Annotated in this window: 24 protein-coding genes; 6 read left to right on the top strand and 18 right to left on the bottom strand. The window is 73.5% G+C overall.

The window, feature by feature from the left end; all coding sequences use genetic code 11:
* Positions 1–10: 10 nt before the first annotated feature.
* Positions 11–1000, bottom strand: coding sequence for a selenide, water dikinase SelD (gene selD / locus ACGFZ2_RS09895; protein WP_393451883.1), 990 nt, complete (start codon positions 998–1000; stop codon positions 11–13).
* 192 nt (positions 1001–1192) lie between these two features.
* Between selD and ACGFZ2_RS09890 the strand changes: the two genes are divergently transcribed.
* The 4 genes from ACGFZ2_RS09890 to ACGFZ2_RS09875 are packed head-to-tail and all read left to right on the top strand — an operon-like array spanning position 1193 to position 4611.
* On the top strand, positions 1193–1948 hold the full coding sequence (locus tag ACGFZ2_RS09890; protein WP_393265449.1) for an amino acid ABC transporter ATP-binding protein: 756 nt from the start codon (positions 1193–1195) through the stop codon (positions 1946–1948).
* Positions 1949–2005: 57 nt separating this feature from the next.
* Positions 2006–2884, top strand: coding sequence for a glutamate ABC transporter substrate-binding protein (locus ACGFZ2_RS09885; protein ID WP_393265452.1), 879 nt, complete (start codon positions 2006–2008; stop codon positions 2882–2884).
* A gap of 42 nt (positions 2885–2926) precedes the next feature.
* A complete protein-coding gene (locus ACGFZ2_RS09880) occupies positions 2927–3634 on the top strand; it encodes an amino acid ABC transporter permease (protein ID WP_357454096.1) in 708 nt (235 codons plus the stop codon).
* The gene (locus tag ACGFZ2_RS09875; RefSeq protein WP_393451880.1) at positions 3631–4611 is read left to right on the top strand and encodes an amino acid ABC transporter permease; all 981 of its coding nucleotides are present in this window, start codon (positions 3631–3633) and stop codon (positions 4609–4611) included. Before ACGFZ2_RS09880 ends, ACGFZ2_RS09875 begins: the two co-directional genes overlap by 4 nt.
* A 105-nt stretch (positions 4612–4716) precedes the next feature.
* Here ACGFZ2_RS09875 and rny read toward each other — a convergent pair whose 3' ends face one another.
* From rny to ACGFZ2_RS09830, 9 genes are all read right to left on the bottom strand, one after another.
* Complete coding sequence (gene rny / locus ACGFZ2_RS09870) at positions 4717–6483, bottom strand: ribonuclease Y (protein ID WP_393265458.1); 1767 nt, start codon at positions 6481–6483, stop codon at positions 4717–4719.
* Between the two features lie 651 nt (positions 6484–7134).
* Positions 7135–7848, bottom strand: a complete 714-nt coding sequence (locus ACGFZ2_RS09865) for a 3-keto-5-aminohexanoate cleavage protein (protein ID WP_393451876.1) — start codon at positions 7846–7848, stop codon at positions 7135–7137.
* Between the two features lie 48 nt (positions 7849–7896).
* Positions 7897–8598, bottom strand: a complete 702-nt coding sequence (locus ACGFZ2_RS09860; protein ID WP_393451873.1) for a regulatory protein RecX — start codon at positions 8596–8598, stop codon at positions 7897–7899.
* 14 nt (positions 8599–8612) lie between these two features.
* Positions 8613–9659, bottom strand: a complete 1047-nt coding sequence (gene recA, locus ACGFZ2_RS09855; RefSeq protein ID WP_088995380.1) for a recombinase RecA — start codon at positions 9657–9659, stop codon at positions 8613–8615.
* A gap of 184 nt (positions 9660–9843) precedes the next feature.
* Positions 9844–10044, bottom strand: coding sequence for a DUF3046 domain-containing protein (locus tag ACGFZ2_RS09850; RefSeq protein WP_350705093.1), 201 nt, complete (start codon positions 10042–10044; stop codon positions 9844–9846).
* 4 nt (positions 10045–10048) lie between these two features.
* Entirely contained in the window at positions 10049–11431 is a 1383-nt protein-coding gene (locus ACGFZ2_RS09845; protein ID WP_393451870.1) for an MFS transporter, read from the bottom strand.
* A gap of 107 nt (positions 11432–11538) precedes the next feature.
* Positions 11539–12681 carry an acyl-CoA dehydrogenase family protein gene (locus ACGFZ2_RS09840; protein ID WP_393265469.1) on the bottom strand — a complete coding sequence of 381 codons (1143 nt, stop codon included), beginning with the start codon at positions 12679–12681 and terminating at the stop codon, positions 11539–11541.
* 63 nt (positions 12682–12744) lie between these two features.
* Positions 12745–13449: a UdgX family uracil-DNA binding protein gene (locus ACGFZ2_RS09835; RefSeq protein WP_393451867.1), complete on the bottom strand. Its 705-nt coding sequence runs from the start codon at positions 13447–13449 to the stop codon at positions 12745–12747.
* A 282-nt stretch (positions 13450–13731) separates the two neighbouring features.
* A complete protein-coding gene (locus tag ACGFZ2_RS09830) occupies positions 13732–15072 on the bottom strand; it encodes an aminotransferase class I/II-fold pyridoxal phosphate-dependent enzyme (RefSeq protein ID WP_393451864.1) in 1341 nt (446 codons plus the stop codon).
* A 34-nt stretch (positions 15073–15106) separates the two neighbouring features.
* Here ACGFZ2_RS09830 and ACGFZ2_RS09825 point away from each other — a divergent pair, with 34 nt between their 5' ends.
* Both ACGFZ2_RS09825 and leuE read left to right on the top strand, forming a co-directional pair.
* A complete protein-coding gene (locus ACGFZ2_RS09825) occupies positions 15107–16351 on the top strand; it encodes a bifunctional pyridoxamine 5'-phosphate oxidase family protein/GNAT family N-acetyltransferase (protein ID WP_393451861.1) in 1245 nt (414 codons plus the stop codon).
* Positions 16348–17016: a leucine efflux protein LeuE gene (gene leuE / locus ACGFZ2_RS09820; protein WP_350705081.1), complete on the top strand. Its 669-nt coding sequence runs from the start codon at positions 16348–16350 to the stop codon at positions 17014–17016. The genes ACGFZ2_RS09825 and leuE overlap by 4 nt, the downstream gene beginning before the upstream one ends.
* 222 nt (positions 17017–17238) lie before the next feature.
* Here the strand turns inward: leuE and ACGFZ2_RS09815 are convergent, their stop codons facing one another.
* The 8 genes from ACGFZ2_RS09815 to ACGFZ2_RS09780 form a co-directional block, all read right to left on the bottom strand.
* Positions 17239–18159: a sporulation protein gene (locus ACGFZ2_RS09815; RefSeq protein WP_357454126.1), complete on the bottom strand. Its 921-nt coding sequence runs from the start codon at positions 18157–18159 to the stop codon at positions 17239–17241.
* A gap of 317 nt (positions 18160–18476) precedes the next feature.
* Positions 18477–19541 carry a hemolysin family protein gene (locus ACGFZ2_RS09810; RefSeq protein ID WP_393265479.1) on the bottom strand — a complete coding sequence of 355 codons (1065 nt, stop codon included), beginning with the start codon at positions 19539–19541 and terminating at the stop codon, positions 18477–18479.
* The gene (locus ACGFZ2_RS09805; protein WP_393451858.1) at positions 19538–20887 is read right to left on the bottom strand and encodes a hemolysin family protein; all 1350 of its coding nucleotides are present in this window, start codon (positions 20885–20887) and stop codon (positions 19538–19540) included. The genes ACGFZ2_RS09810 and ACGFZ2_RS09805 overlap by 4 nt, the downstream gene beginning before the upstream one ends.
* 221 nt (positions 20888–21108) lie before the next feature.
* A complete protein-coding gene (locus ACGFZ2_RS09800; protein ID WP_393451855.1) occupies positions 21109–22701 on the bottom strand; it encodes a M28 family peptidase in 1593 nt (530 codons plus the stop codon).
* A gap of 187 nt (positions 22702–22888) precedes the next feature.
* On the bottom strand, positions 22889–23221 hold the full coding sequence (gene mnhG, locus ACGFZ2_RS09795) for a monovalent cation/H(+) antiporter subunit G (RefSeq protein ID WP_357693777.1): 333 nt from the start codon (positions 23219–23221) through the stop codon (positions 22889–22891).
* Positions 23221–23490: a monovalent cation/H+ antiporter complex subunit F gene (locus ACGFZ2_RS09790; RefSeq protein WP_350705071.1), complete on the bottom strand. Its 270-nt coding sequence runs from the start codon at positions 23488–23490 to the stop codon at positions 23221–23223. Before ACGFZ2_RS09790 ends, mnhG begins: the two co-directional genes overlap by 1 nt.
* Entirely contained in the window at positions 23487–24071 is a 585-nt protein-coding gene (locus ACGFZ2_RS09785) for a Na+/H+ antiporter subunit E (RefSeq protein WP_393451851.1), read from the bottom strand. Before ACGFZ2_RS09785 ends, ACGFZ2_RS09790 begins: the two co-directional genes overlap by 4 nt.
* A complete protein-coding gene (locus tag ACGFZ2_RS09780; RefSeq protein WP_393451848.1) occupies positions 24068–25573 on the bottom strand; it encodes a Na+/H+ antiporter subunit D in 1506 nt (501 codons plus the stop codon). Before ACGFZ2_RS09780 ends, ACGFZ2_RS09785 begins: the two co-directional genes overlap by 4 nt.
* Between the last annotated feature and the right edge of the window lie 5 nt (positions 25574–25578).

Raw genomic sequence — 25578 nt, 5'->3', positions numbered from 1 at the left:
ACCGGGTCGGTCAGCGCACGACGACCCGGTGCTCGCCGGGGGGCAGCAGCTCGCCGACCACGGTGGCGCCCGGCAGTTCGCCGGCGACCAGCAGGCCGCCCGACGTCTGCGCGTCGGCCAGCAGCAGCCGGTCGTCCTCGGCGATCCCGCCGAAGTCCGTCCACCCGGCGACCCACTCCAGGTTGCGGCGGCTGCCGCCGCTGACGTACCCGTCGCGCACCGCCTCCCGGGCGCCGGCCAGGTAGGGCACCCGGGCCGCGTCGATCGCCACCGTCAGCCGGCTCGCCCGGGCCAGCTTGGACGCGTGCCCGAGCAGACCGAAGCCGGTCACGTCGGTGCCGCAGCGCACACCGGCCGCCACCGCGGCCCGCGCGGCGTCCCGGTTGAGGGTGGTCATGGCGGCGACCGCCTCGGGGAAGCTCTCGCCGGTGGCCTTGTGCCTGGTGTTGAGCACCCCGACGCCCAGCGGCTTGGTCAGCGACAGCGGCAGCCCCGCCCGGCCCGCGTCCAGGGTGATCAGCTCCTCGGGCCGAACCACCCCGGTGACGGCCAGCCCGTACTTGGGGCCCTCGTCGTCGACGCTGTGCCCGCCGGCGAGGTGGCATCCCGCGTCCCGGGCCACGTCCTGCCCGCCGCGCAGCACCTCCCGGGCCAGCTCCAGCGGCAGCACGTCGCGCGGCCAGCAGAGCAGGTTGAGTGCGACGAGCGGGGTGCCACCCATCGCGTACACGTCGGAGAGCGCGTTGGTCGCGGCGATCCGCCCCCAGTCGTACGCGTCGTCGACGACCGGGGTGAAGAAGTCGGCGGTGGTGACCAGGCCGGTCCGTTCGTCGAGCCGGACCACCGCGGCGTCGTCGCCGTGGTCCAGGCCGACGAGCAGGTCCGAAGTGCCGGTGGCCGGGCCGAGGCCGGCGACCATCTTCTCCAGCTCGCCGGGTGGGATCTTGCAGGCACAACCGCCGCCGCGGGCGTACCGGGTCAGCCGTACCGGGTCCGTCATGCCCCGTATGATCTTTTACACACCCCCGCGCCGCCAACGGGCGGACCGGTTTCGGAGTCAAAATCCGACTCCCGGCCCCGAGCGGCAAGGGTGTTACCGCTCCGTGACCAACTGACTTGCGTTCCGCCACATCCACCCGCCTAAAGTTGCCGCACCGGGGGTCAACGGACCCCGTGCGCGACGACAGGGACGGTGGACGACGTGGCGACGGGCGAACCGCTCATCGTGCTGGAATCGGTCAACAAGTGGTTCGGGCCGCTGCACGTGCTGGACGACGTCTCGCTGTCGGTCGGGCGCGGCGAGGTGGTCGTGGTCATCGGGCCGTCCGGCTCCGGCAAGTCGACGCTCTGCCGCACCATCAACCGGCTCGAGCCGATCACCTCCGGCACGATCACCTTCGACGGGCAGCCGCTGCCGGCCGAGGGCAAGGCGCTGGCGAAGCTGCGCAGCGAGGTCGGCATGGTGTTCCAGTCGTTCAACCTCTTCGCGCACAAGACGATCCTCGAGAACGTCACCCTCGGGCCGGTCAAGGTCCGCAAGGAGAAGCCGGCGGCGGCCCGCGAGCGCGGCCTGGCCCTGCTGGACCGGGTCGGCATCGCCAACCAGGCCGACAAGTTCCCCGCCCAGCTCTCCGGCGGCCAGCAGCAGCGCGTCGCGATCGCGCGCGCGCTGGCCATGCAGCCCAAGGCGATGCTCTTCGACGAGCCGACCAGCGCGCTCGACCCGGAGATGGTCGGCGAGGTGCTGGACGTGATGACGTCGCTGGCGCGCGAGGGCATGACGATGGTCGTGGTCACCCACGAGATGGGCTTCGCCCGGCACGCGGCGAACCGGGTCATCTTCATGGCCGACGGGCAGCTGGTCGAGGACGCCCCGCCCGCCGAGTTCTTCGCCAACCCGCGCAGCGAGCGGGCCAGGGACTTCCTCTCCAAGATCCTCACGCACTAGGCGTCCGTACCTGGAGCGCGCCGTCCCCCGGCGGTTCCGTCGAAGAAGGAGATGAGTATGCGTATCACGCGCGTAGCGGCGCTCGCCGCGGCCGCCACCCTGGCGCTCGGCATGACCGCCTGCGGTGGCGACGACGCCGAGGAGGGCACCGGCGCCGGCAGCAAGTCCTTCGCCGCCGGCAGCACGATGGAGCGCCTGAACAAGGCCCAGTCCATCAAGATCGGCACGAAGTTCGACCAGCCCGGCTTCGGCCAGAAGGGCCTGTCGGGCGACCCGGAGGGCTTCGACGTCGAGGTCGCGAAGATCATCGTCAAGGAGCTCGGCATCCCCGAGGACAAGATCGAGTGGGTCGAGGCCCCCTCGAAGGTCCGCGAGGACGTCATCGTGAACGGCACGGTCGACCTGGTCGCCGCGACCTACACGATCAACGACAAGCGCAAGGAGCGCATCGCGTTCGCCGGGCCGTACTACGAGGCCGGCCAGAACATCATGGTGAAGAAGGACGACACCACGATCACCGGGCCGGACTCCTTCAAGGACGGCACCAAGAAGGTCTGCTCGGTCACCGGCTCCACCCCGGCCGAGGAGATCAAGAAGCACGTCAAGGACGTCGCCACCCAGCTGGTGCTGTTCGACACCTACGACAAGTGCCGCGACGCCCTCAAGGGCGGCCAGGTCGACGCCGTCACCACGGACAACGTGATCCTGCTCGGCTACGTCGCCAAGGACGAGGCGTCCTTCAAGCTGGCCGGCGACAACTTCACCAAGGAGCCGTACGGCATCGGGGTGAAGAAGGAGGACACCGCCTTCCGCAACTTCATCAACGACACGCTGGAGAAGGCGTTCGCCGACGGTAGCTGGCAGAAGGCCTGGGACGGCACCGCCGGCAAGTTCGGCGCCCAGCTGGGCTCCGCCCCGACCGTCAACCGCTACTGATCTAATTCCTTCGATCTGGAGGGTGGGGAGGAAGACCGACCCGTGAGTGTGCTCATCGACAAGTTCGACGTCTTCGCGGGTGGTTTCTGGCTCACCCTCCAGATCTGCGTACTCGCCGCGATCGGTGCCCTGATCCTGGGCGCCGTCGTGGCGGTACTGCGGATCTCCCCGGTGCCGCCGCTGCGGGCGGTCGGCACCGCGTACGTCAACATCTTCCGGAACATGCCGCTGACCGTGGTGATGTTCTTCGCCGCGTTCGGCCTGCCGGCCCTCGGCTCCAACGCGGACTTCCTGCGCATCCCCGGCCTGGACGCGGTGTTCAGCCGGCTCGACACGGACCTGCCGTACTTCCGCTTCGCGCTGATCGCGCTGGTGCTCTACACCGCCGCGTTCGTCTGCGAGGCGCTGCGGTCCGGCGTGAACGCCGTCCCCGCCGGCCAGGCGGAGGCCGCCCGGTCGCTCGGCCTCACCTTCGGCCAGAACCTGCGGTACGTGGTGCTGCCGCAGTCCTGGAAGGCCTCCGTGGTGCCCCTCGGTTCGGTCATCATCGCGATGATCAAGAACTCGGCCCTGATCGGCTTCTTCGGCGTGGTCGGCGACCTCTCGCAGACCGCCGACCAGCTCACCTCGGCCGAGGGCTACGCCTTCGTCCCCGTCGCCATCGGCATCTCGATCGGATACCTGATCATGACCGTCCCCCTCGGCGCGCTCCTCGACCGGATCGAGAAGCGGCAGGCGGTGGCCCGATGAGCCAGCAGACCGTCCTCTACGACGTCCCCGGCCCCCGGCAGCGCCGGATCACCCTCGTCAGCAGCCTGGTCGCGACGGTGCTGCTGCTCGCGGGCGCGTACTTCCTGATCTACAAGCCGCTGGACGCCAAGGGCCAGTTCTCGATGGAGCTCTGGGGGCCCCTGCTCGACCCCTCCAACGAGAACTTCTCGCAGGTGTGGGAGCGGATCGGCCTCGGCTTCAAGAACACGCTGACCGCCGCCGCCCTGGCGATCGTCGCCTCGCTGGTGGTCGGCACCCTGCTCGCGGTGCTGCGGATCCAGCTCAAGAGCCTGACCCGCCGCCGGTTCACCGGGGTCGCCACGCCGCTGGCCTACCTGCTGCGCGGGCTGAGCGTGCTGCTGTCGGCGGTCACCCGGGTCTGCGTCGAGGTGTTCCGGGGCCTGCCCGTGGTCATCACGATCTTCTTCGTGGCGCGCGGCTTCCCCGAGTTCGGCGTCTCGTTCGACACGCTGTGGTACCTGGTCATCGGCCTGACCATCTACAACTCGGTGGTCATCGCCGAGATCCTCCGCTCCGGCATGGAGGGCCTGCCCGGCGGGCAGGCCGAGGCGGCGGCCGCGATCGGCCTCTCCCCGCTGCAGACCACCCGGATGATCCTGCTGCCGCAGGCCTTCCGGATCATGCTGCCGGCGCTGATCAGCCAGCTCGTCGTGGTGCTCAAGGACACCTCGCTGGGCTTCATCATCAGCTACGAGGAGACCCTGAACATCGGCAAGCAGCTCATCGGCGTGCTGGACAACCCGATCCAGGTCTACGTCGTGATCGCGGTGATGTTCATCCTGGTGAACTACTCGCTGTCGAAGCTGGCCCAGTACGTCCAGCACCGGCTCTCCCGGGGCCGCAAGACCGCCGGCACCCCGGCGCAGCAGCCTCCGGCCACCGCCCTCATCGCGCAGGCCGAGGGCGGCGGGGGCGGCGGCGCGGGCGGCAACTGACCCGAACCCACGACGCCGAAAGGGCCGGCCCGGGAAACCGGGCCGGCCCTTTCGCAGTCCCTCGGCCTGGTGGCCGCCTCCCCCGGGTGCCCGGGGGTCAGGTGTTCAGCGCGCGATCTCGGTGACCCGGGACTCGCGGACCACGGTCACCCGGATCTGCCCCGGGTACGTCAGCTCCTCCTCGATCTGCTTCGCCACGTCCCGGGCCAGCACGGCGGCGCCGATGTCGTCCACGTCGTCCGGCTTGACCATCACCCGGATCTCGCGGCCGGCCTGCATGGCGAAGACCTTCTCCACGCCGAGCTTGCCGGCCGCGATCTCCTCGATCCGCTCCAGCCGCTTGACGTACGCCTCCAGGCTCTCCCGCCGCGCCCCGGGCCGCCCGCCGGAGCAGGCGTCGGACGCCTGGGTGAGGACGGCCTCGATGGTCTGCGGCGGCACCTCGTTGTGGTGCGCCTCGATGGCGTGGACGACGTCCTCGCTCTCGCCGTACTTGCGGGCGAGATCCGCGCCGATGATGGCGTGGCTGCCCTCCACCTCGTGGGTGAGCGCCTTGCCGATGTCGTGCAGGAACGCCGACCGCTTGATCGTCGGCACGTCGAGCCGCAGCTCGGCCGCCATGATCCCGGCGATGTGCGCGGTCTCCACCAGGTGCTTGAGCACGTTCTGCCCGTACGACGTCCGGTAGCGCAGCCGGCCGAGCAGGGTGACCAGCTCCGGGTGGATCTCGGTGATGCCGACCTCGACCAGGGCGTCCTCGGCGGCCCGCTGGCACAGCTCCTCCACCTCGTGCCGGGCCAGGTCGTAGACCTCCTCGATCCGGTGCGGGTGGATCCGCCCGTCCAGCACCAGCTTCTCCAGGGTGAGCCGGCCGACCTCCCGGCGCACCGGGTCGAAGCAGGAGAGCAGCACCGCCTCGGGGGTGTCGTCGATGATCAGGTTGACCCCGGTGACCGACTCGAAGGCGCGGATGTTGCGGCCCTCCCGGCCGATGATCCGCCCCTTCATCTCGTCGCCGGGCAGGTGCAGGACGCTGACCACGCTCTCCGCGGTCTGCTCGCTGGCGACCCGCTGGATCGCGTCGACGACGATGTGCCGGGCGCGCTGCTCGGCGGTGTTGCGCGCGTCGGACTCGATGTCCCGGACCAGCAGCGCGGCCTCCCGCTTGGCCTGGCCCTCGATCGCCTCGATCAACTCCGCCCGGGCCGTGTCGGCGGTGAGCCCGGCGACCCGCTCCAACTCCCGGCGCCGCTGCTCCTCCGCCTCGGCCAGCTCCGCCTCCCGCTGGTCGAGCGCGGCGCCGCGGGCGGCCAGGGCCGCGCTGGCGGCCGTGAGCTGGCGCTCCCGCTCGGCGAGCCGCTCCACCTCCTCGGTGTGCAGCCGCTCGCGCTCGTCCATCCGGGCCGCCCGCCGCTCCACCTCGGCGGCCTGCTCCCGGGTGGTGGCGGCGAGCACCGCGACCTCGCGTTCGCCGCTGCGCCGGGCCGTGGTCCGTAGCTGCTCCGCATCCGCCTCGGCCTGCTTGTGGGCCCGTTCCAGGATGGTGTCGGCCTCCGCCCGGGCGTCGTCGAGCACCCGGCGTGCCTCGGCGCGGGCCGCCTTCGCCTCGGCCTTCGCGGCAGCCGCCTCGGCCCGGGCCGCCGCGGCGGCGGACTTCGCCACGTCGATCGTGCTGTTGGCCTCGTCGGCGGCGCTGCGCAGCGCGGCCAGGGACTGTTCCTGCCGGTCCTTCTCGGCGATGAAGGCGGGATCCTCGGGTGCCGGCGCCGAGCCGAGGCGGCGCAGCGTCCGTACGCCCAGCAGCACCGCCCCGAGCACGACCACGGTCAGGACCAGCACCACCGCGAGGATCACGACGTCGAAGCCGCTCATGCCGGCGCCCCGTTCCGCACGGCCGTCACACGGTCGGCCACACCCCGGTCGGCTCGGGACCGGTGCGGGCCCGGCCCGACGTTCAGCCCGCTCATGTCGGCACCCCGGTGGACCTGCGCCGCCTCGCCATGGCCGCCTCCCCTGAACGTCGGGACCGCAGCGACGGTGCCGGTGGGCACGCACCCTGCGGCTGTGGACGCCCGACCGGAGCGACTGGCCGTGGGTAGGTTCCGTCGGCGGTGCCCACGCGGGGCATCGCCGGCGGCCGGGTGCAGTTGTCGCGCCAGCCCCGGACCGGCCTGTCCGAAGCTGCCGCCAGTGGCCGACGAGTCGGCCAAAGTGATGCTGTTCCGTTACGCGATCTATGTTGTGCGCTTAGCCTGCGCTGGTCGGGCAATGTGAGCCTGTATGGCGAGGCTAGGTCTCCCGGGGCCGTCTGGTCAAGAACTCATGATCAAACCCCCCGAACGGAGAGAAGTTGTCGCGTCACCGTGCGCTCACTGCACGACGGACACCAGCGGACAACCCGGGCAGCCAGCAGGGCCTCACGACCCATCGGCCCTGCTCAGGCCGGACCGCCCGCCGCGGCTCGACCCGACGACCCGGCGTCCGGAGTCGTGCGGAAAACGCGGCTTCGTCGCCGGGGCGGAGTCAGCGGGCGCCGGCGGCCACCGCCGCCGTCACCAGGTCGGCGTTGCCGGGCGTGACCACCCCGTCGGGCAGCCGCAGCGTGTCCTCCAAGCCGATGCGGCTGTGCAGGCCCCGGCGGACCGCCTCGGCGAGGATCGGCCACGTCGCCGGCCCCTCGGCGTGCAGCAGCACCGGCGGCGGCCCGGCGGCCGGGGACGGCAGCGCGGCGAGCATGCCCGCCGCGTCCGCCAGCGCCACCGCCGGTTCCTCGGCCATGCACTCGACGAGGACGCGCCCCGCCGGCACCCGCCAGCCCCTGTACGCCTCGACCGCGTCGACCGTCCAGAGCCCCGCCTCCACCACGACACCCCGCTCGTGCAGCGCCGCCGCGACCGCCTCGGCGCCCGGCTCGTGCGCGTTGACCGAGGCGAAATCCGGCAGCACCGTCCAGGCCCGGACGGCGACCACCCGGGCGGCCGGGTCCGGCTCGATCCAGGCCCCGGTGCTCACCCCGACCGGCAGGCCCGGGCTGGCCGCCCGGATCGCGTCCAGCGCGGCGGCGATCACCGACGGGTGCAGGGACTCCCGGCCATCGGCGCCGCGGGGGTGCACGTGCACCGCCCCGGCACCGAGCCGGGCACAGCGGGCCGCGTCGGCGGCCAGGTCGGCCGGGGTGACCGGCACCGACGGGTGCTCGTCGCACCCACGGGCGCCGTTGAGGCACGCCTTGAGCACAGACCCTCCCCTCCGGCCGCCGCTCCGCTCAGTCGACGGAGCGGCTGTTCAGTCGACTGGGCGGCTGTCGCGGTCGAGCTCGCCCTCGGCGTCGGCGAGCGCGTCGGCGTCGATCTGCTCGGCGAACTCGGCCGCCTCGGCGCTCTGCGCGGCGAGCGCGTCCTTCACCGCCCGGATCGCCACGCCGGGCGGGTAGCCCTTGCGAGCCAGCATCGCCACCAGCCGCCGAAAGATCGCGTCCGGCTCGCCGCGGGCGGACCGCAGCTTCCGCTCCACCAGGGCGCGGGCGGTCTCGGCCTCGGTCTCCTCGTCCAGCTCGCCGAGGGCCTCGCTGGCGACCTCGCCGTCGACACCGCGCTGACGCAGCTCGTTGGCGAGCGCCCGGCGAGCCAGGCCCCGGCCGGCGTGCCGGCTGGACACCCAGGCCCGCGCGAAGGCGGCGTCGTCGATGATGCCGACCTCGTCGTAGCGGTCGAGCACCATCGCGGAGACCTCCTCGGAGATCCCCCGCTTCGCCAGTGCCCCGGCCAGCTCGGCCCGGGTGCGCGGCCGGACGGCGAGCTGGCGCAGGCAGATCTCCCGCGCCAGCTCCGACTCGTCGGGCGGCGCGGCGGCGGGCGCCTCGGGGTCGATCTCCTCGGCACGGGGGCCACGGCGACCCCGCCGGGGTCGGGGCGTCGTCGTGCCGTCACCCGCGCGGGGCGGACTGGCATCCCAGCCCCGCCCCGTGCGGGCGCGTCGTCCTGCCACGGGTCAGCGACCGGTCAGAAGTCGACCGGCGGCAGCTCCGGGCCACCGGCGGCGTCGCCCGCGCCGACCCCGACGCCGAGCTTCTCCAGGATCTTCTTCTCGATCTCGGCGGCCACGTCCGGGTTCTCCCGGAGGAACTCGCGGGCCTTCTCCTTGCCCTGGCCCAGCTGGTCGCCGTCGTAGGTGTACCAGGCGCCGGACTTGCGGATGATCGCCTGCTCGACGCCGACGTCGATCAGCGAGCCCTCGCGGGAGATGCCCTTGCCGTACATGATGTCGAACTCGGCCTGCTTGAACGGCGCGGCGACCTTGTTCTTCACGACCTTGACCCGGGTGCGGTTACCGACCACGTCGGTGCCGTCCTTGAGGCTCTCGATGCGGCGCACGTCGAGCCGGACCGAGGCGTAGAACTTCAGCGCCCGGCCGCCCGTGGTGGTCTCGGGGCTGCCGAACATCACGCCGATCTTCTCGCGGAGCTGGTTGATGAAGATCGCGGTGGTGCCGGTGTTGTTGAGCACACCGGTGATCTTCCGCAGCGCCTGGCTCATCAGCCGGGCCTGCAGACCCACGTGGCTGTCGCCCATCTCGCCCTCGATCTCGGCGCGCGGCACCAGCGCGGCCACCGAGTCGATCACGATGATGTCGAGCGCGCCGGAGCGGACCAGCATGTCCGCGATCTCCAGCGCCTGCTCACCGGTGTCGGGCTGGGAGACCAGCAGGGCGTCGGTGTCGACGCCGAGGGCCTTCGCGTATTCCGGGTCGAGCGCGTGCTCGGCGTCGACGAAGGCGGCGATGCCGCCGGCCCGCTGGGCGTTGGCCACGGCGTGCAGCGCGACCGTGGTCTTACCGCTGGACTCCGGACCGTAGATCTCGACGACTCGGCCGCGGGGCAGGCCGCCCACGCCGAGCGCCACGTCGAGGGCGATCGACCCGGTGGGGATGACCGCGGTCTGGATGACCGGCCGCTCCCCGAGCCGCATCACCGAGCCCTTGCCGAACTGCTTGTCGATCTGAGCGAGAGCAAGGTCGAGTGCCTTCTCCCGGTCAGGCCCTGCTGCCATCGTTGCCACCCCTGCCTTCGCCGGCGTCTTTCCTGAGCTTCGCGTCACGCGGACACGCTAGGCGCTGGGTCCGACAGAAAACCAGCCGACGGGCCGTGAGCTGTGGACGAGCACCCCGCTGTGGACAATAGCCGAACAGGTGTACGAGTCGGCAAGCGACACGCGGGAGCGACGAAATGGCAGCTCAGCGTAGTCGCGCGGGCACCCGGTCGGGATAGGCGGCGCAGACCGCCCGCCACACGACGTGCGCCTGCTCACCCGATGCCAGCGCCTGCTCGACGGTCCGGCCGCCGAGCTGGGACAGCACCTGGTCGCGGGCGATGCTGGCCGCGTAGGCGGGGCCGAACGCCTCCTCCAACCGCGACCAGAAGTCGGTCAGCCGCACGTGATCAGTCCTCCTCCTCCGGTGCGCCCGCCGGCACCGGACGCAACGCTAGCGCCACCAGGGGCACCGCCGCGACCGCCGCGAGCAGGGCGAGCACCGGATAACCCGCCACCTCCATGACAAACCCGCTGACCGCCCCGGCGGCAGCGCCGGCCAGTCCCATGGTCAGGTCGGAGAGCCCCTGGACGCTCGGCCGGATCCCCACCGGCACCGACTCCGACAGCAGGGTGGAACCGGCCACCATGGTCCCCGACCAGCCCAGGCCGAGCAGGAACAGCCCGATCGAGAGCCGGGCCGTGTGGTGCCCGGCGGTGCCGGCGACCGCGCACGCCACGAGCAGCAGCCCGACGCCGCCGAGGATCACCGCCCGGCGGCCGAGCCGGTCCGTGAGCCAGCCGGCCACCGGGGCGAGGGCGTACATGCCGGCGATGTGCAGGCTCAGCACGAGACCGACCACCCGCAGCACGTCGGCGGCGGCGTGCCACTCGTGCAGGCGCACCGGGGTCATCACCATCACCGCGACCATGACCAGGTGCCCGACCGCCACCGCGGCGATGCCGAGCCGGGCGGCCGGGCGCGCGCGTACGACCGACCAGGCGGCCCGCATGCCCACGCCGCGCCGGCCGGTCGGTGCCGGCGCGACGACGGCGTCCGGCGGCGGGGTAACGGCGGGAACGGCGTCCGGCGACGGGGCGGCCGGGACGACGGCGTCCGACCCCGGGGCGACCGGCGGGACGACAACGGCCGCCAGCCGGCGCGCGGTCAGCAGCGGGTCGGGCCGCAGCAGCGCCAGGATCACGCCGGCGGCCAGCGCCAGCGCGACGGCGCTGAACGCGAACGGACCGGCCAGCGTCGGCAGTCCCCAGCCGCTGGTGGTGCGGTCCGCGAACGCGGCGAAGTTCGGCGCGGCGACCGCGCCGATGGTGGTGGCCCAGACGATCAGGGCGAGCTGGCGACCCCGTCGCGCCGGCTCGGCCAGGTCGACCGCGGCGTAGCGGGCCTGGAGGTTGGCCGCGCTGCCGCCGCCGAAGAGGAGCATGCCGAGGAAGAGCAGTGGGATCCAGCGGGTGACGGCGGCCAACACCACCAGGCCGCCACCGGCCGCGCCGGCGAGATAGGCCACGACCAGGCCGGGCCGCCGGCCGTGGCCGTTCATGATCCGGGTGACCGGCACCGCGAGCAGGGCCCCGCCCACCACGGCGGCGCTGCTCACCAGCCCGGCCATGGCGGTGCCGGCGATGTCCGCGGCGAGCAGCGCCCCGACGGCGACGCCGACCGTCACCCCGATCCCGCCGACGATCTGGGTGACGAAGAGCAGCCGCAGGGTACGCCGCTGGATCGGCGTGACGTCGGGCGCGGCGAGTGGCGCGGCGAGGTCGGTGGCCATCGGCGGCTCCTTCGGCGGTAAGGGGCGGGGGCCCGTCTCATCCTTGCGCACCCGGCGCGCCACCCCGCAGCCGGTCGCCTCCCGACTGCGCCCCTCCCCCGGCTGCGCTACAGGCCCAGGCCGCGGCCGATGATCTCCTTCATGATCTCGGTGGTGCCGCCGTAGATCGTCTGCACCCGCCCGTCCAACCAGGCCTTCGCCACCGGGTACTCCAGCATGTAGCCGTAGCCGCCGTGCAGTTGCACGCAGCGGTCGGCGACCTTGTTCTGCAGCTCGGTGGTCCACCACTTCGCCTTGGCCGCGTCGGTGACCGAGAGCCGGCCGGCGTTGTACTCCGCGACGCAGTGGTTGACGAAGGTGCGCGCGATGGTGACCTCGGTGTCCAGCTCCGCCAGGAGGAAGCGGTTGTGCTGGAACGCGCCGATCGGCCGGCCGAACGCCTGCCGGGAGCGGGCGTAGTCGAGGGTGACGGCGAGCAGCCGCTCGGCGGCGGCCACCGCGGCGACCGCGATGCTGAGCCGCTCCCGGGGCAGGTTGGCCATCAGGTGGTAGAAGCCGTGGTTCTCGGTGCCGATCAGGTTCTCCACCGGCACCCGGCAGTCGGAGAAGAACAGCTCGGCGGTGTCGTTGGCCTTCAGCCCGACCTTGGCCAGCCGTCGGCCGCGGGAGAAGCCGGGGGTGCCGTCCTCCACGGCGACCAGGCTCACCCCGTGCGCGCCCTGGTCCGGCGCGGTGCGGACGACCACGACCACCAGGTCGGCCATCTCCCCGTTGGTGATGAAGGTCTTCTGGCCGTTGAGCACCCAACTGTCGCCGTCGCGGACCGCGCTCGTGCGGATCCCGGCGAGGTCGGAGCCGGCGCCGGGCTCGCTCATCGCGATCGCCGTGACGAGGTCGCCGGAGCAGAACCCGGGCAGCCAGCGCTTGCGCTGGTCCTCCGTGGTCAGCTCGGTCAGGTACGGCGCCACCACGTCGTTGTGCAGCCCGAAGCCGAGGCCGGTGCAGCCGGCGGCGACGATTTCCTCGGCCAGCACCGCGTTGAACCGGAAGTCCCGCTGCCCGCCGCCGCCGTACTCCGGGTCGACGTCCGTGCCCAGCAGGCCGGCCGCCCCGGCCCGACGCCACACCTCGCGGTCGACGATCCCGGCGGCCTCCCAACGCTCGTGGTGGGGCACGGCCTCCCGGTCCAGGAACTCGCGGCACAGCTCGCGGAAGTCCTCGTGGTCGCGCTCGTAGAGATGCTGATCCATGGCCGCCAGTGTGGCACCGCGCACCCGCCCTGCCCAGGGGCCGGCGGGTGGCCCGGCGACGGCTCAGCCGGTGAGGGCGCGGGCGGCCACGGCGAGGTCGGCGACCAGCCCCTCGTACGCCTTGTCCTGGTCGTCGGCGCGGAGCACGGCGGACGGGTGGATGGTGGCCAGCAGCCGGGCCGGCGGGGCGTCGGCGACCGTGCCCTTCGCGTCCACCGGCACCCGCTGGAAATCCTCCGGGTGCTGGGCCGACGCCGGCCAGGGCAGCAGCTCGCCGCGCTGCCGGGTGACCCGGAACGTGGGGCCGAGCAGCGCCTTGGCCGCGGTCGCGCCGAGCACCACGACGATCTCCGGGCGCAACTGGGCGAACTCGGCCACCAGCCAGGGCCGGCAGGCGGTGACGTGCACCCGGTCCGGGGTCTGGTGGATGCGCCGTTTGCCGCGCAACTCGAACCTGAAGTGCTTCACGGCGTTCGTGAGGTAGATGTGCCCGGGATCGAGCCCGGCGTCGTCGACCGCCTTGCGGAGCAGCCGACCGGCGGGGCCGACGAACGGCAGCCCCTTCTGGTCCTCCATGTCACCGGGCTGCTCACCGACGAAGACCACCCGCGCGCCGGCGTCGCCGCGGCCGAACACGGTCTGCGACGCGTCCCGGTACAGCTCGCAGCCCCGGCAGCCGGCGGCTGCGGCGCGCAGGTCGTCGAGGGTGTCGGCCTGCGGCGGGATGAACTGCTGCGCGCCCGGCGCGGTCTCGGTCTGCTCGGCCATGTCGACTGTTATATACCCGTTCGGGCCGCGATGCCGGTCCGCCCTGCCTCCGCACGACGTCCCACCGCGGCCAACCGTCAGTATCCGCCGCCGCCGTCGCCGCCGCCGGACGCCAGCGCGATCACCACGATCACGAGCACGATCACCGCCACCACGACGGCGATCCAGACGCCCCTCCTCGATCCCGACGAAGCCATGGTCGCCCACCTCCGGCACCGCGCTTACCCGCCCGGCGTCCGGTCACGCCCGCGCCCGGCACACCGACAGGTCGCCGCCAGAGGGTCATGCGGTGAAACCGGAGGACACGGCGGGCCGGACGGCGCGGGCGACGGCGTCGGCGAGCGGTGCCACCTCGCCGTCGTCCAGCGAGCTGACGGTGATCCGCAGCCCCGGCGGGCCGGCGATCCGGTAGAGCGCGCCGGGCGCGACCGCCCAACCGGCGTCGCGCAGTGCGGTCAGCGCGCTGGTCTCGTCCGCCACCGGCAGCCACACGTTGATGCCGCTGCGCCCGTGGGCGGCGAGGCCGTGGCCGGCGAGCGCGTCGACCAGCGCCCCGCGCCGCCGCTCGTAGCTGGCGGCGGCCCGGTCCACCAGCCCGGCCACCGCCGGGTCGCGCCACAGCGACAGCACCAGCCGTTGCAGCACGGTGGAGACCCAGCCGGCGCCGACCCGGGCCCGGCCGGCCACCCGGGCCACCGTGGTCTCGTCCCCCACCAGCACGGCCAGCCGCAGGTCGGGACCGAGCGGCTTGCTCACCGAGCGGACGAAGGCCCACGTCGGGGTCGCCCCGGCGAGCGGGTGCAGCGGTACGCGGGCCAGCTCGGCGGCGTGGTCGTCCTCGATCAGCAGCAGGTCGGACCGGCCGGCGAGCAGCGTACGCAGCTCCTCGGCCCGCCCGGCGGAGACCGCCGCGCCGGTGGGGTTCTGCGCCCGGCTGGTCACGATCAGCGCCCGGGCCCCGGCGGCGAGCGCGGCCCGGACGCCCTCGACGAGCGGACCGTCGTCGTCGACCGGCACCCCGATCGGCCGCAGCCCGAGCGCGGCGACCAGGTCGAGCAGGTTGGCCCAGCCCGGGTCCTCAACGGCGACCGCGTCGCCGGGGCGCAGGTGCGCGCCGAGCAGCCGCTCGATGCCGTCCAGGGCGCCGCCGGTGAGGGTCAGCTCCGCCGCCGGCACGCCGTCGACGGCCAGCCGCTCGCGGGCCGCCTCGGCCAGTTCGGGCAGCACCCCGGCGGCCGAGTACCCGACGGGCGGCCCGGCGTCGGCCGCGAGCCCGGCCAGGTGCGCCCCCAGCGGCGGCAGCAGCCGCGGGTCGGGCTCGCCCAGGGAGAGGTCGCGCAGGCCGGGGGCGGGTGGCGGGTGCAGCGCGGAGCGGCGGGCCGCCACCGGCGGGCGGGGCCGGACCCGGGTGCCGTGCCGGCCGGCGGTGACCACCAGGCCCCGCTGGCGCAGCTCCTGATAGGCCCGGGCCACGGTGGCCGGGCTGACCGCGAGCTGGGCGGCGAGCGCGCGCACCGCCGGCAGGGCGGCGCCGGGGGCGAGGGCGGCGGAACGGATGCCCGACTCGATGCTGGCCGAAATCTCGGCGGCCGTCGCGCCGGTGACCTGATAGCGTGCTGACACAAATCAGAGATTGTACTAGAACAAAGGCGGGAGCATGTACGCACGCACCGACCGGACCACCGCCAGCCGCTCCCGGGACCGGATGAGCTACGACGCCGACGCCGCGCACGCGGTCCTCGACGAGGCGTACCACTGCGCGCTCGGGTTCACCGTCGACGGCGAACCCCGGGTGCTGCCCACCCTGCACGTCCGCATCGGCGACACCCTCTACCTGCACGGATCCACCGGCAGCCGGCCGCTGCTCGCCGCCCGGGGCGACGGGCTGCCGGTCTGCGTCACGGTGACCCTGCTCGACGGCCTGGTCTACGCACGCTCCCAGTTCCACCACAGCGCCAACTACCGGTCGGTCGTCGCGCACGGCACCGCGCACCTGGTCACCGACGAGCGGGAGAAGGCGCGGGTGCTCACCGCGCTGGTGGAGAAGGTCGGTGCCGGGCGCAGCGCCGACAGCCGACCGCCGTCGCGCCGGGAGCTGGCCGAGACCGCCGTGCTGGCCCTGCCGCTGCGGGAGGTCTCCGTCCGCGCCCGCACCGGCGGCGTACGCGACGACGAGGCCGACCTCGCCCTGCCGCACTGGGCCGGGGTGGTGCCGCTGCGGCTCACCGCCGGGCTGCCCGAGCCGGACGCCGGGGTGACCGCGCCGGTGCCGGCGTACCTGCGGCCGGCCCCCACGCCGTGGCTGGAACCGGCAGTGCTGCGCGGGGAGCACGTGGTGCTGGAACCCCTCGACCTCGCGCACGCCGACGAGCTGCACGCGGCGACCGCCGATCCGGAGGTCTGGCAGCACCTGGGCAGCCCGCTGCCGGCCGACCCCGCCGGCACCGCCGAGGTGGTCGCCACCGCGCTGGCCGCCCACCGCCGGGGCGAGCGGGTGCCGTGGGTGCAGCGTTGCGCCGTCACCGGCGCGGTGGTCGGCACCACCTCCTACTACGAGGTGGACCCGGAGCGCCGGTCGGTCGCGATCGGCTACACCTTCCTGGGCCGGCCGTGGTGGCGCACCGGGATCAACACCGAGGCGAAGCTGCTGCTGCTCACCCGCGCCTTCGAGGAACTGGGCGCGGTGCGGGTGGTCTGGCACACCGACATCCGCAACGAGCGCTCCCAGCGGGCGATCGAGCGCCTCGGCGCGTCCCGCGAGGGGGTGCTGCGGATGCACAAGCTCCGCCCGGACGGCTCGTGGCGGGACACCGTGCAGTATTCGATGACCGTCGACGAGTGGCCAAACGCACAGGTCGCGCTGCGGGAAAGGCTTCGCCGGACGGCACCGGTGGCCCGATGATGTCGGGCGTGCTGGGCATCACCGACATCTGGACGTACGTGCTGGGCACCGTGGCGATCGTGCTGTTGCCCGGGCCCAACTCCCTCTTCGTGCTCTCCACCGCCGCGCAGCGCGGTGTGGCCGCCGGCTACCGGGCCGCCGGCGGGGTCTTCGTCGGCGACGGGGTGCTGATGTTCCTCTCCGCCGCCGGGGTGGCGTCGCTGCTCAAGGCGTACCCGCCACTCTTCCTGGTGATCAAGTACGCCGGCGCCGCGTACCTCGGCTACGTGGGGTTGACGATGCTGCGCGGCGCGTGGCGGCGCTGGCGCGACCGCAACGACCCGGCCACGCCGCGGCTGATCGACGCCGCGGAGCCGGTGGCGATGCGCAGCCCGTTCCGCAAGGCGCTCGTGGTCAGCCTGCTCAACCCGAAGGCGATCCTGTTCTTCGTCTCGTTCTTCATCCAGTTCGTCGATCCGGGCTACGCGTGGCCGGCGCTGTCGTTCCTCCTGCTCGGGCTGATCGCCCAGGTCACCAGCGCGCTCTACCTGACCGCGCTGATCTTCGCCGGGACCTTCCTGGCGGCCCAGTTCCGCCAGCGCCGCCGCCTCGCCGCCGGCGCCACCACCGGCGTCGCCGCCCTCTTCCTCGGCTTCAGCCTGAAACTCGCCACCGCCACCGTCTGACCTTCCGACCTTCCGACCCTTCCCCCTCCCCTCCCTCTCCTCTCCCCTCCCCGCCCTCCCCGGCCTGACCTCCCGCGATCTTGCACTTTCGGCCCTCGTTACGGGCGATAAGTCCGATATACCGGGACACAAAAGTGCGAGATCGCGGGAGCGAGGGTGGGGCGGGGCGGGAGTGCGGGTGGGGCGGGGGTGGGCGGGGGTGGGGTGGGGGTGGGCGGGGGGTCAGGTGCCGTCGCCGGAGCCGCCGATGCCGGCTCCGCCGGCGGTGCCGCCCAGGCCGAAACCGGGGCGGGTGGGCTCGTCCGGCGGGCGGCTGACGTGCGCCGACTCCGCGATGGTCGCGGACCAGTCGGCGTGCGCGGCGGCCGCGGCGTGCCGGTTGATCGCCGCGCGCAGCCAGCCGTCCACCGTCGCCACCCAGTCCCGCCGGTCGGCGCCGACGTGCCAGATCCGGAAGCGACTGATGCTCTGGTGGGTGATCCCGGCCAGGGCCAGCCGCCGGTCCAGCCAGAAGATGACCTCCAGGCCGGCCGGGTTGGCGATGAAGATCAGCTCCAGCTCGGTGATCGGCCCGGCGTAGAGCGGCGCCACCCAGAATCCCAGCCGCTGGTGCAGCGGCAGGGTCTGTTCCACCCCCGGCAGCCGGGCGTCGACCAGGCCGGCCTGGCGCATGCTGAAGCCCAGCGTGTCGAGGGCGGCCAGGATGTGCGCCTGGGTGGGTAGCGGGTGCACGAAGACCGGCACCATCGCGCCCTGGTCGAGCTGCGGCTCGACCGCCACCTCGGTGCGCAGCCCCATCCGCAGGCTGAGCAGGGGTACCCCGCCGAAGATGGTCACCGGGGTCTCCCAGGGCAGCGGGAACTCGAACGGGATCGTGCGGCCCCGCCCGGCCCGCAGCACGAAGCCGTCGGCGAGGGTCGCCTGGTGGAACTGCACCAGGCGGCGGGGCGCCTCCGGGTCGTCCGGCTCCGCCGTGGTGACCAGGCCGAGCCGGACGTGCAGCACCGGCACGTCGGTCGAGCCGGCGATGACCGTGACCCGCCCGGGCAGCCGCAGCCCGGGGCGGGTGCTCGGGTTGGCCAGGGCGGTGCGGACGGAGAGCCCGGTCCACCCGGACTCCGGCGACACCCCGGTCAACCGCACCCGCACTCCCCCGTCCGCGTCCCGCGCCCCGGCGGACCCGCTGGGGACCGGGCCTCGCCGCGATCGGGCGCGCGAGTCACCCCGCGCAGCCCGTGCGCCACCCGCCCCCGGCCCGTGTCCCACCCGGTACCGACCTGAGCGTCACCAGGCCCCGGCCCGAGCGCCACCCGGTACCGGCACGAGCGCACCCGGCCCGGTCCCTCCAGCCTCGCGGACCTGGCGGACGTCCGTGCGGTCTTCGCCGAAGACCGCACGGTCCGACGTGCCGGACCACGCCGGGCCGCCCCCACACCTCACCCGGGGGCGGCCCGCGGGTCTCACCTCATGCGTCGGCCGCGCGGCACCGGGTCGGTCTCGTCGTCGAACTCGCCGATGACCTCCTCCAGGAGGTCCTCCAGCGCGACGAACCCGATCGGCCGGGTCGGGCCGCCGCCGTTGCGCACGAGCGCGAGCTGGGACTGCCGGGCCCGCATCGCCGCCACCGCGTCGGTCACCGTGGCCGCGGCGGGCAGGGTGAACGCGCTGGTCATCAGGTCGCCGGCGGTGACGCTGCGGCCCGTGGTGGTGGCCCGCACCGCCTCCCGGACGTGGACGAGGCCGCAGACGTCGCCGTTCGCGTCCAGCACGGCCAGCCGCGACCGGCCGCTGTCCCGGCTGACCTGCTCGATCCGGGCGGCGTCCTCGTCCCGGCGGACCGTCACCATCTGGTGGAACGGCTCCATCACCTGGGCCACCGTGGTGCCCTGCAATTCCAGCATGCTGGTCAGCAACTGGTGCTGCTCGACGCCGAGCAGCCCGTGCTCGCGGGACTGCTCCAGCAGGATGCGCAGCTCGTCGGGGCCGTGCACCTGGGCGAGCTGGTCCTGCGGGTTGACCTTGACGAGCCGCAGCATCGCGTTGGCCAGGGCGTTCATCACCGACAGCACCGGCCGGGCGACCCGCGCGAAGGCGCGGAACGGCAACGCCAGCAGCATCGCCGAGCGCTCGGCGTCGGTGATCGCCCAGGACTTCGGCGCCATCTCGCCGACCACCAGGTGCAGGAAGGTGACCAGGCTGAGGGCGAAGACCAACGCGACCGCGTGGCTCGCGGCGTCCGGCAGCCCGACCGCGTGTAGCAGCGGGCTGAGCAGGTGCTCGATCGCCGGCTCGGCGAGCGCACCGAGCCCCAGGGTGCACAGCGTGATGCCGAGCTGCGCGCCGGCGAGCATCAGCGACAGCTCGCGTACGCCCTCCAGGGCGGCCCGGGCGGCCCGGCCGCCACCGGCCGCCGCCTGCTCCAGGCGGTAGCGCTTGCTGGCCACCAGGGCGAACTCGGCGGCCACGAAGAAGCCGTTCAGCGCCAGCAGGATCACCGACGTGAACAGCGCTATGCCCGGACTCACTCGGACACCTCCCGGGACTCGGCGAGCCGCAGCCGGACCGAATCGGCCACGTGCCGGTCGACGGCCAGCACCTCGACCAGGGCGCGCGGCTCGACCGCGCCGTCCTCGCCGTCGGCTAGCAGGCTGATCTCCAGCCGGTCACCGACCTCGGGCACCCGGCCCAGCTCCCGCATGACCAGGCCGGAGAGGGTGTCGTACTCCGGGGCCTCGGGCAGCTCGATGCCGGTGCTGTCGGCGACCTCGTCGATGCGCCAGCGCGCGGGCACCACCCAGGAGCCGTCCTCCTGCCGGGCCGGGGCCCGCTCGGGCGGGTCGTCCTCGTCCCGGATCGGGCCGACCAGCTCCTCGGCGATGTCCTCCAGCGTGATCACGCCGGCGAAGCCGCCGTACTCGTCGACCACGCAGGCGAGCTGCCGGTGGCCGGAGCGGAGTCGGTCCAGCACGGTCGGCAGCGGCAGCGTCTCCGGCACCAGCAGCGGCGGGCCGGCGACCGCGCTGACCGGGGTGGTCGCGCGCCGCTCGGGGGGCACCCCGAGCACGTCGGCGATGCCGATGACGCCGATCAGGTCGTCGACGCCCTCCGCGCCGCGCACGGGGAAGCGGGACTTGCCGGTGTCCAGCAGCTCCACCACCCGGCTGACCGGCTCGTGCGCGCGTACGGTGTGCACGTCGACGCGGGGCACCATGGCCTCGCCCGCGGTCAGCTCGCGGAAGTCGAGCCCCCGGTCGAGCAGCGTGGACATCTCGGCGGTCAGGTGCCCCTCCTGGCGGGACTCGGCGATGATCTGTTCCAGGTCCTCCGGGGTGGCGCCGCTGGGCAGCTCCTCGATCGGCTCGATGCCGACGCGGCGGAGCAGCCGCACCGCGGCGCGGTCGAAGAGCTTGATCAGCGGACCAGCCACCTTGAGATACATCAGGGTGGAGCGGCTCAGGGCCTTGGCCAGCGGTTCGGCCCGGGCGATGGCGAGGTTCTTCGGGGCCAGCTCGCCCAGGACCATCTGCACCACGGTCGCGATGACCAGGGCCAGGGCGACCGAGAGCGGCAGGCTGACCGCCGTGGAGACGCCGGCCACGCCGAGGAGTTCGGCCAGCCCGGCGCCGAGGAACGGCTCGGCGACGTAACCGACCAGCAGGGCGGTGACGGTGATGCCGAGCTGCGCGCCGGAGAGCATGAACGACAGCCGTCCGGTCACTTCCAGGGCCCGGGCGGCGGCCTTGTCGCCGTCGTCGGCGAGCTGCTTGAGCCTGCCCCGGTCGACGGCGACGTAACCGAACTCCTGGGCCACGAAGTAACCGGTGGCGGCGGTGAGCACGATGATGAAGAGGAGACCAACGACGATCAACACGGGTCGCTCAGGGCTCCCGGGGACATCGGGGTCGGGATACGCCGGGCAGGACCCGGCTGGCTACTGCTGCCCTCCTGGGCAGAGGAGTCGATCATGCAGCCATTTTATCCGCGCCGGCTGTACGCCCGCTGAAGGTGCGTCGAAGGCCCCCTGTCGTCCGGTTACCCGGCGTGGACAGGGGGCCGTCACCCGGCGTGGACAGGGGGCGGGGCCGTGCCGGCTCAGCTCTGGGTGATCCGCACGTCGTCCACGGCCGCCTCGACGAGGCTGGCGCCGCCGGCATCCGCCGCGTCGACGACGATCCGTACGGTCTGTCCCCGCAGGGCCGAGACGTCGACGCCGGCGCTCTGCCAGGCCGCCGCCCGGTCGGTCGCGGCCCCGGTCGCGTTCAGCGCCGTGACGGTGCCGCTGCCCACCACCCGTACGCGCAGGTAGTCGGCGCTGCTGGCGTTGTTCAGGTGGGCCAGGTACCAGGAGAACGAGAGGTTCAGCGTGCCGGTCGACGGCAGCGTGATCGCCGGCGACTGGATGGTGCTCACCCCGCCGTCGAGGTCGTACGCCCCGGCGCTGCTGCCGGCGAGCGGCCCGGTGACCAGGTCGTAGCTGCCGCTGACGGTCGTGCCGAGCTGGGTGGCCACGCCGGAGCTGGTGGCCGCGGGGTCGCCGCGCTCCCACCGGCCGAGGGTGGCGGTGTCGGTGCCGGCCGGGTTCGCGGTCCATCCGGTCGCGGTCTCGAAGGTGTCGCTCCAGACCGTGCTGCCCGGCGGGGCCCCGGCCCCGGCCAGCGCCCAGACCGTGTACGCGATCGCGTCGGCGTTGCGGTCCAGCGCGGTGTCGTTGATGTTGGCGGTGGTGTCGCAGGACCGGTGGTAGCACGGGTCGAACGCCTGGCCGGCCGTGCCGCCCCAGAGCGAGGCGTGGGTGCTGGACTTGATCCCCTCGGCCCCGGTGAAGGTGCCGCCGGCCGGGATGCCGACGTTGATGAACGGCCCGTAGTCGCTGCGGCCGTCGAAGTCGGTGCCCCGGGTGGGCACGCCGATCGAGGTGAAGTACGCCTGGATGGTCTGCTCGATCTGCGCCGAGCCGGCCGGGCCCGGCCCGGAGCCCACCCCGTCGGAGTTGTCGCCGTCGTAGACGAAGTAACCGGCGTTGGGCGAGCCGACCATGTCGAAGTTGAGGTACTGCTTGATCTTGGTGCGCTCGGTCGACGGCAGGTTGTTCACGTAGTACTGCGAGCCGCGCAGCCCCAGTTCCTCGGCGCCCCACCAACCGAAGCGCAGGTGCTTCGTGGGGGTGAGGCCGCTGCGGGCCACCGCGAGGGCGGTCTCCAGGATCGCCGCGGAGCCGGAGCCGTTGTCGTTGATGCCGGGACCGGCGGAGACGCTGTCCAGGTGCGCCCCGGTCATGACCACCTGGTTCGGGTCGCCGCCGGGCCAGTCGGCGATCAGGTTGTAGCCGGTGGCGCCGTTGTAGGTGAACGACTGCACCACGGTGCTGAACCCGGCCGCGTCGAGCTGGCCTTTGACGTAGTTGACGGAGGCGAGGTAGCCGGGGCGGCCGTGCGCCCGGTTGCCGCCGTTGGCGGTGGCGATGGACTGGAACTGGGACAGGTGTGCCTTCACGTTGGCCAGCGGGACGTCGGGCGCGGCCAGCGCCGCGGACCCGCCGGCACGGGCGGCGGGAGCGGCGGGAGCGGCCGGGGCGGCGGCGCCGGCCGCTCCGGTGGGCGCGACGGTCGCCGAGGAGGCGGTCACGACCGCCGCCGCCACGGCCACCACGGCCAGCCAGGCGGAGCGGGGGGTACGAGGTCTCATGGGTCCTCCGGGTGGGGGGCGGGGTCCGGCTCCCGCCGGGTGGGTGGTCACCGGGGACGGCCATCGATCGATAACCATCATTGCGAAGCGTGCAGCGGGACCGGCCACCCGGCAAGACGCAAGACTCAGAATCGCCGCATTCCCCGAATTGGGACGCCCGCGGCCCCGGCGGTGCGGACGGCGCACGTCAGCGGTCGGCGAGCTCGTCGGCGTCGAGGAGGTCAGGGTCCACCCGGCCGGCGCGGTAGGCGGCCCGGCCGATCATCTGCGCGGCCACCGGAGCGGTCGCCAGCTGGAAGATCCCGACCAGGGCCACCATGCCCAGGTCGGCCGGGGCGCGCAGCCGCAGGGCCAGGCCGAGCAGCAGGAGCAGCACCCCGAGCACCTGCGGCTTGGTGGCCGCGTGCATCCGGTCCAGCGTGGCCGGGAAGCGCAGCACCCCGATGCCGGCGGCGAGACTCAGCAGCGCGCCGGCCACCAGGCAGCCGGCGCCGACCCAGTCGGCGACGGTGCCGAACATCACCCCTCCTCCTTCTCGCGGGCGGCGAAGCGGACCAGCGACACCGAGCCGACGAAGCCGAGCAGGGAGAGCACCACCAGCACCGGCAGGGTGGTGGCGTGGCGGTTCACCGCCGCCTCGGCGCCGACGGCGCCGACCATGGTGGCGAGCAGCATGTCGGCGGCGACCACGCGGTCGATCAGGGACGGCCCCCGGTAGAGCCGGGCCAGCGCGAGCAGCGCGGTCACCGAGAACAGGACGGTGAGGACGACGACGAGGAACGCGGTCACGGTTCAGAGCCCCTCTCGACGGGATCGGTGGCCACCTGGCGCAGCTCCACGGCGGAGCCCACCGCCCGGACGATCCGCCGCTCGACGGCGAGGATCCGCTCCCGGCTGTCGGTCAGGTCCTGCGGGCCGTGGACGTCGAGCACGTGCACGTAGAGGACCCCGGCGTCCCGGTCCACCTCGACGATCAGGGTGCCCGGCACCAACGAGACCGCCTCGGCGGTGAGCGCCAGATTCAGGTCGGTACGCACGCGCAGCCGGACCGCGATGATCGCGCCCCGCGGCCGGTAGCCCGGCTGCACCGCGATCCGGGCGACGTGCAGGCTGGCGCTGACCAGCTCGCCGACGAAACGCACCAGGAAGACCAGCAGCGGCCCGGGGCGCAGCCGCCCGCCGAAGGTGACCGGCGGCAGCGGGAAGAACAGCAGCACCGCCCCGGCCACCAGTACCCCGCCGACCAGGTTGCCCCAGGAGAACTCGCCCCAGAGCAGGCTCCAGACCAGCACCAGCCAGCCGAGGGCGATCAGCTGGTCCCGCCACCGCACCGCCCGCTCCCGCGGCGGCGCGCCGGACTCCGGGTTCACGGGGCGCCGCCGGGCAGCACGGAACGGATGTACGGGGTGCGTTCGCGCAGGTCGACGGCCGCGTCGGCGGTGACGTCGAAGAGCGGCCCGGCGACGACGGTCAGCACCAGCCCCAGCGCGACCAGCGCGACCGTCGCGCCGACCATCAGCCGGGGGAGCCGGACCGCCGGCTCGGCGGTGGCCAGCCGGGGGGCGCGCCAGAAGGCGATGTTCCACACCCGCGAGGCCACGTAGAGGGTGAGCAGGCTGGTCACGGCGCCGGCCGCGACCAGCGCGCCGGGCAGCGGGCCGCCGGCCGCCACCCCGGCCTGGAGCAGGCCGAGCTTGCCGAGGAACCCGGAGAACGGCGGCACGCCGGCGAGGTTCATGGCCGGCACGAAGAAGAGCATCCCGAGCAACGGCGCCACCCGGGCCAGCCCGCCGAGGCGGCGCAGGTCGGTGCTGCCCGCCCGCTCCTCGACCAGCCCGGCGACCAGGAACAGCGTGGTCTGGATGGTGATGTGGTGCACCACGTAGAAGATCGCGCCGGACAGCCCGGCCACGGTGCTCAGCGCCACCCCGAAGATCATGTAGCCGATGTGGCTGACCAGGGTGAACGAGAAGAGCCGCTTCATGTCGGACTGGGCCACCGCGCCGAGGATGCCGACCACCATGGTCAGCCCGGCCACCACCATCAGCAGCCCGGCCACCTGGCCGTCGGGGAAGAGCAGCGTCTCGGTCCGGATGATCGCGTAGACGCCGACCTTGGTGAGCAGGCCGGCGAAGACCGCCGTGACCGGGGCCGGTGCGGTCGGATAGCTGTCCGGCAGCCACGCCGAGAGCGGGAAGACCGCCGCCTTGACCCCGAAGGCGAGCAGCAGCATCAGCTGCAGACTGAGCCGTACGCCGTCCGGCAGGGCGTCCAGCCGGTGGGCGAGCTGGGCCATGTTCAGCGTGCCGGTGGCCGCGTACACGAGGCCCACCGCGGTGAGGAACAGCATCGAGGAGAGGATGCTGACCACCACGTACGTCGAGCCGGTGCGGATCCGCGTCTCGGTGCCGCCGAGGGTGATCAGCACGAAGCTCGCGGCCAGCAGGATCTCGAACCCGACGAAGAGGTTGAACAGGTCGCCCGCGAGGAACGCGTTCGTCACGCCGGCGGTCAGCACCAGGTAGGTGGGGTGGTAGATGGTCACGGGGACGGTCTCGCCGAAGTCCCCCTGGCCCTGCCCGACGGAGTAGAGCAGCACGCACAGCGTCACCGCCGACGAGACCACCAGCATCAGCGCGGCCAACTGGTCGGCGACCAGCACGATGCCCACCGGTGCCGGCCACCCGCCGACCTGCACCACCACCGGCCCGTGCCGGTACGCCTGCATTAGCAGCAGCGCCGCCACCGCCAGCGTGCCGGCGAGGCAGGCCACGCTGACCACCCGTTGCAGCCCCGGCCACCGGGCCAGCAGCAGGGTCAGCGCCGCGCCCAGCAGCGGCACCACCACCGGCAGCGGCACGAGGGCGTTCACGGGAC

The sequence above is a fragment of the Micromonospora sp. NPDC048063 genome, from assembly GCF_043202855.1.
Taxonomy (GTDB): Bacteria; Actinomycetota; Actinomycetes; order Mycobacteriales; family Micromonosporaceae; genus Micromonospora.
Note: the sequence above shows the minus strand (reverse complement) of the source record. Positions and strands in the feature narration are given on the sequence as shown.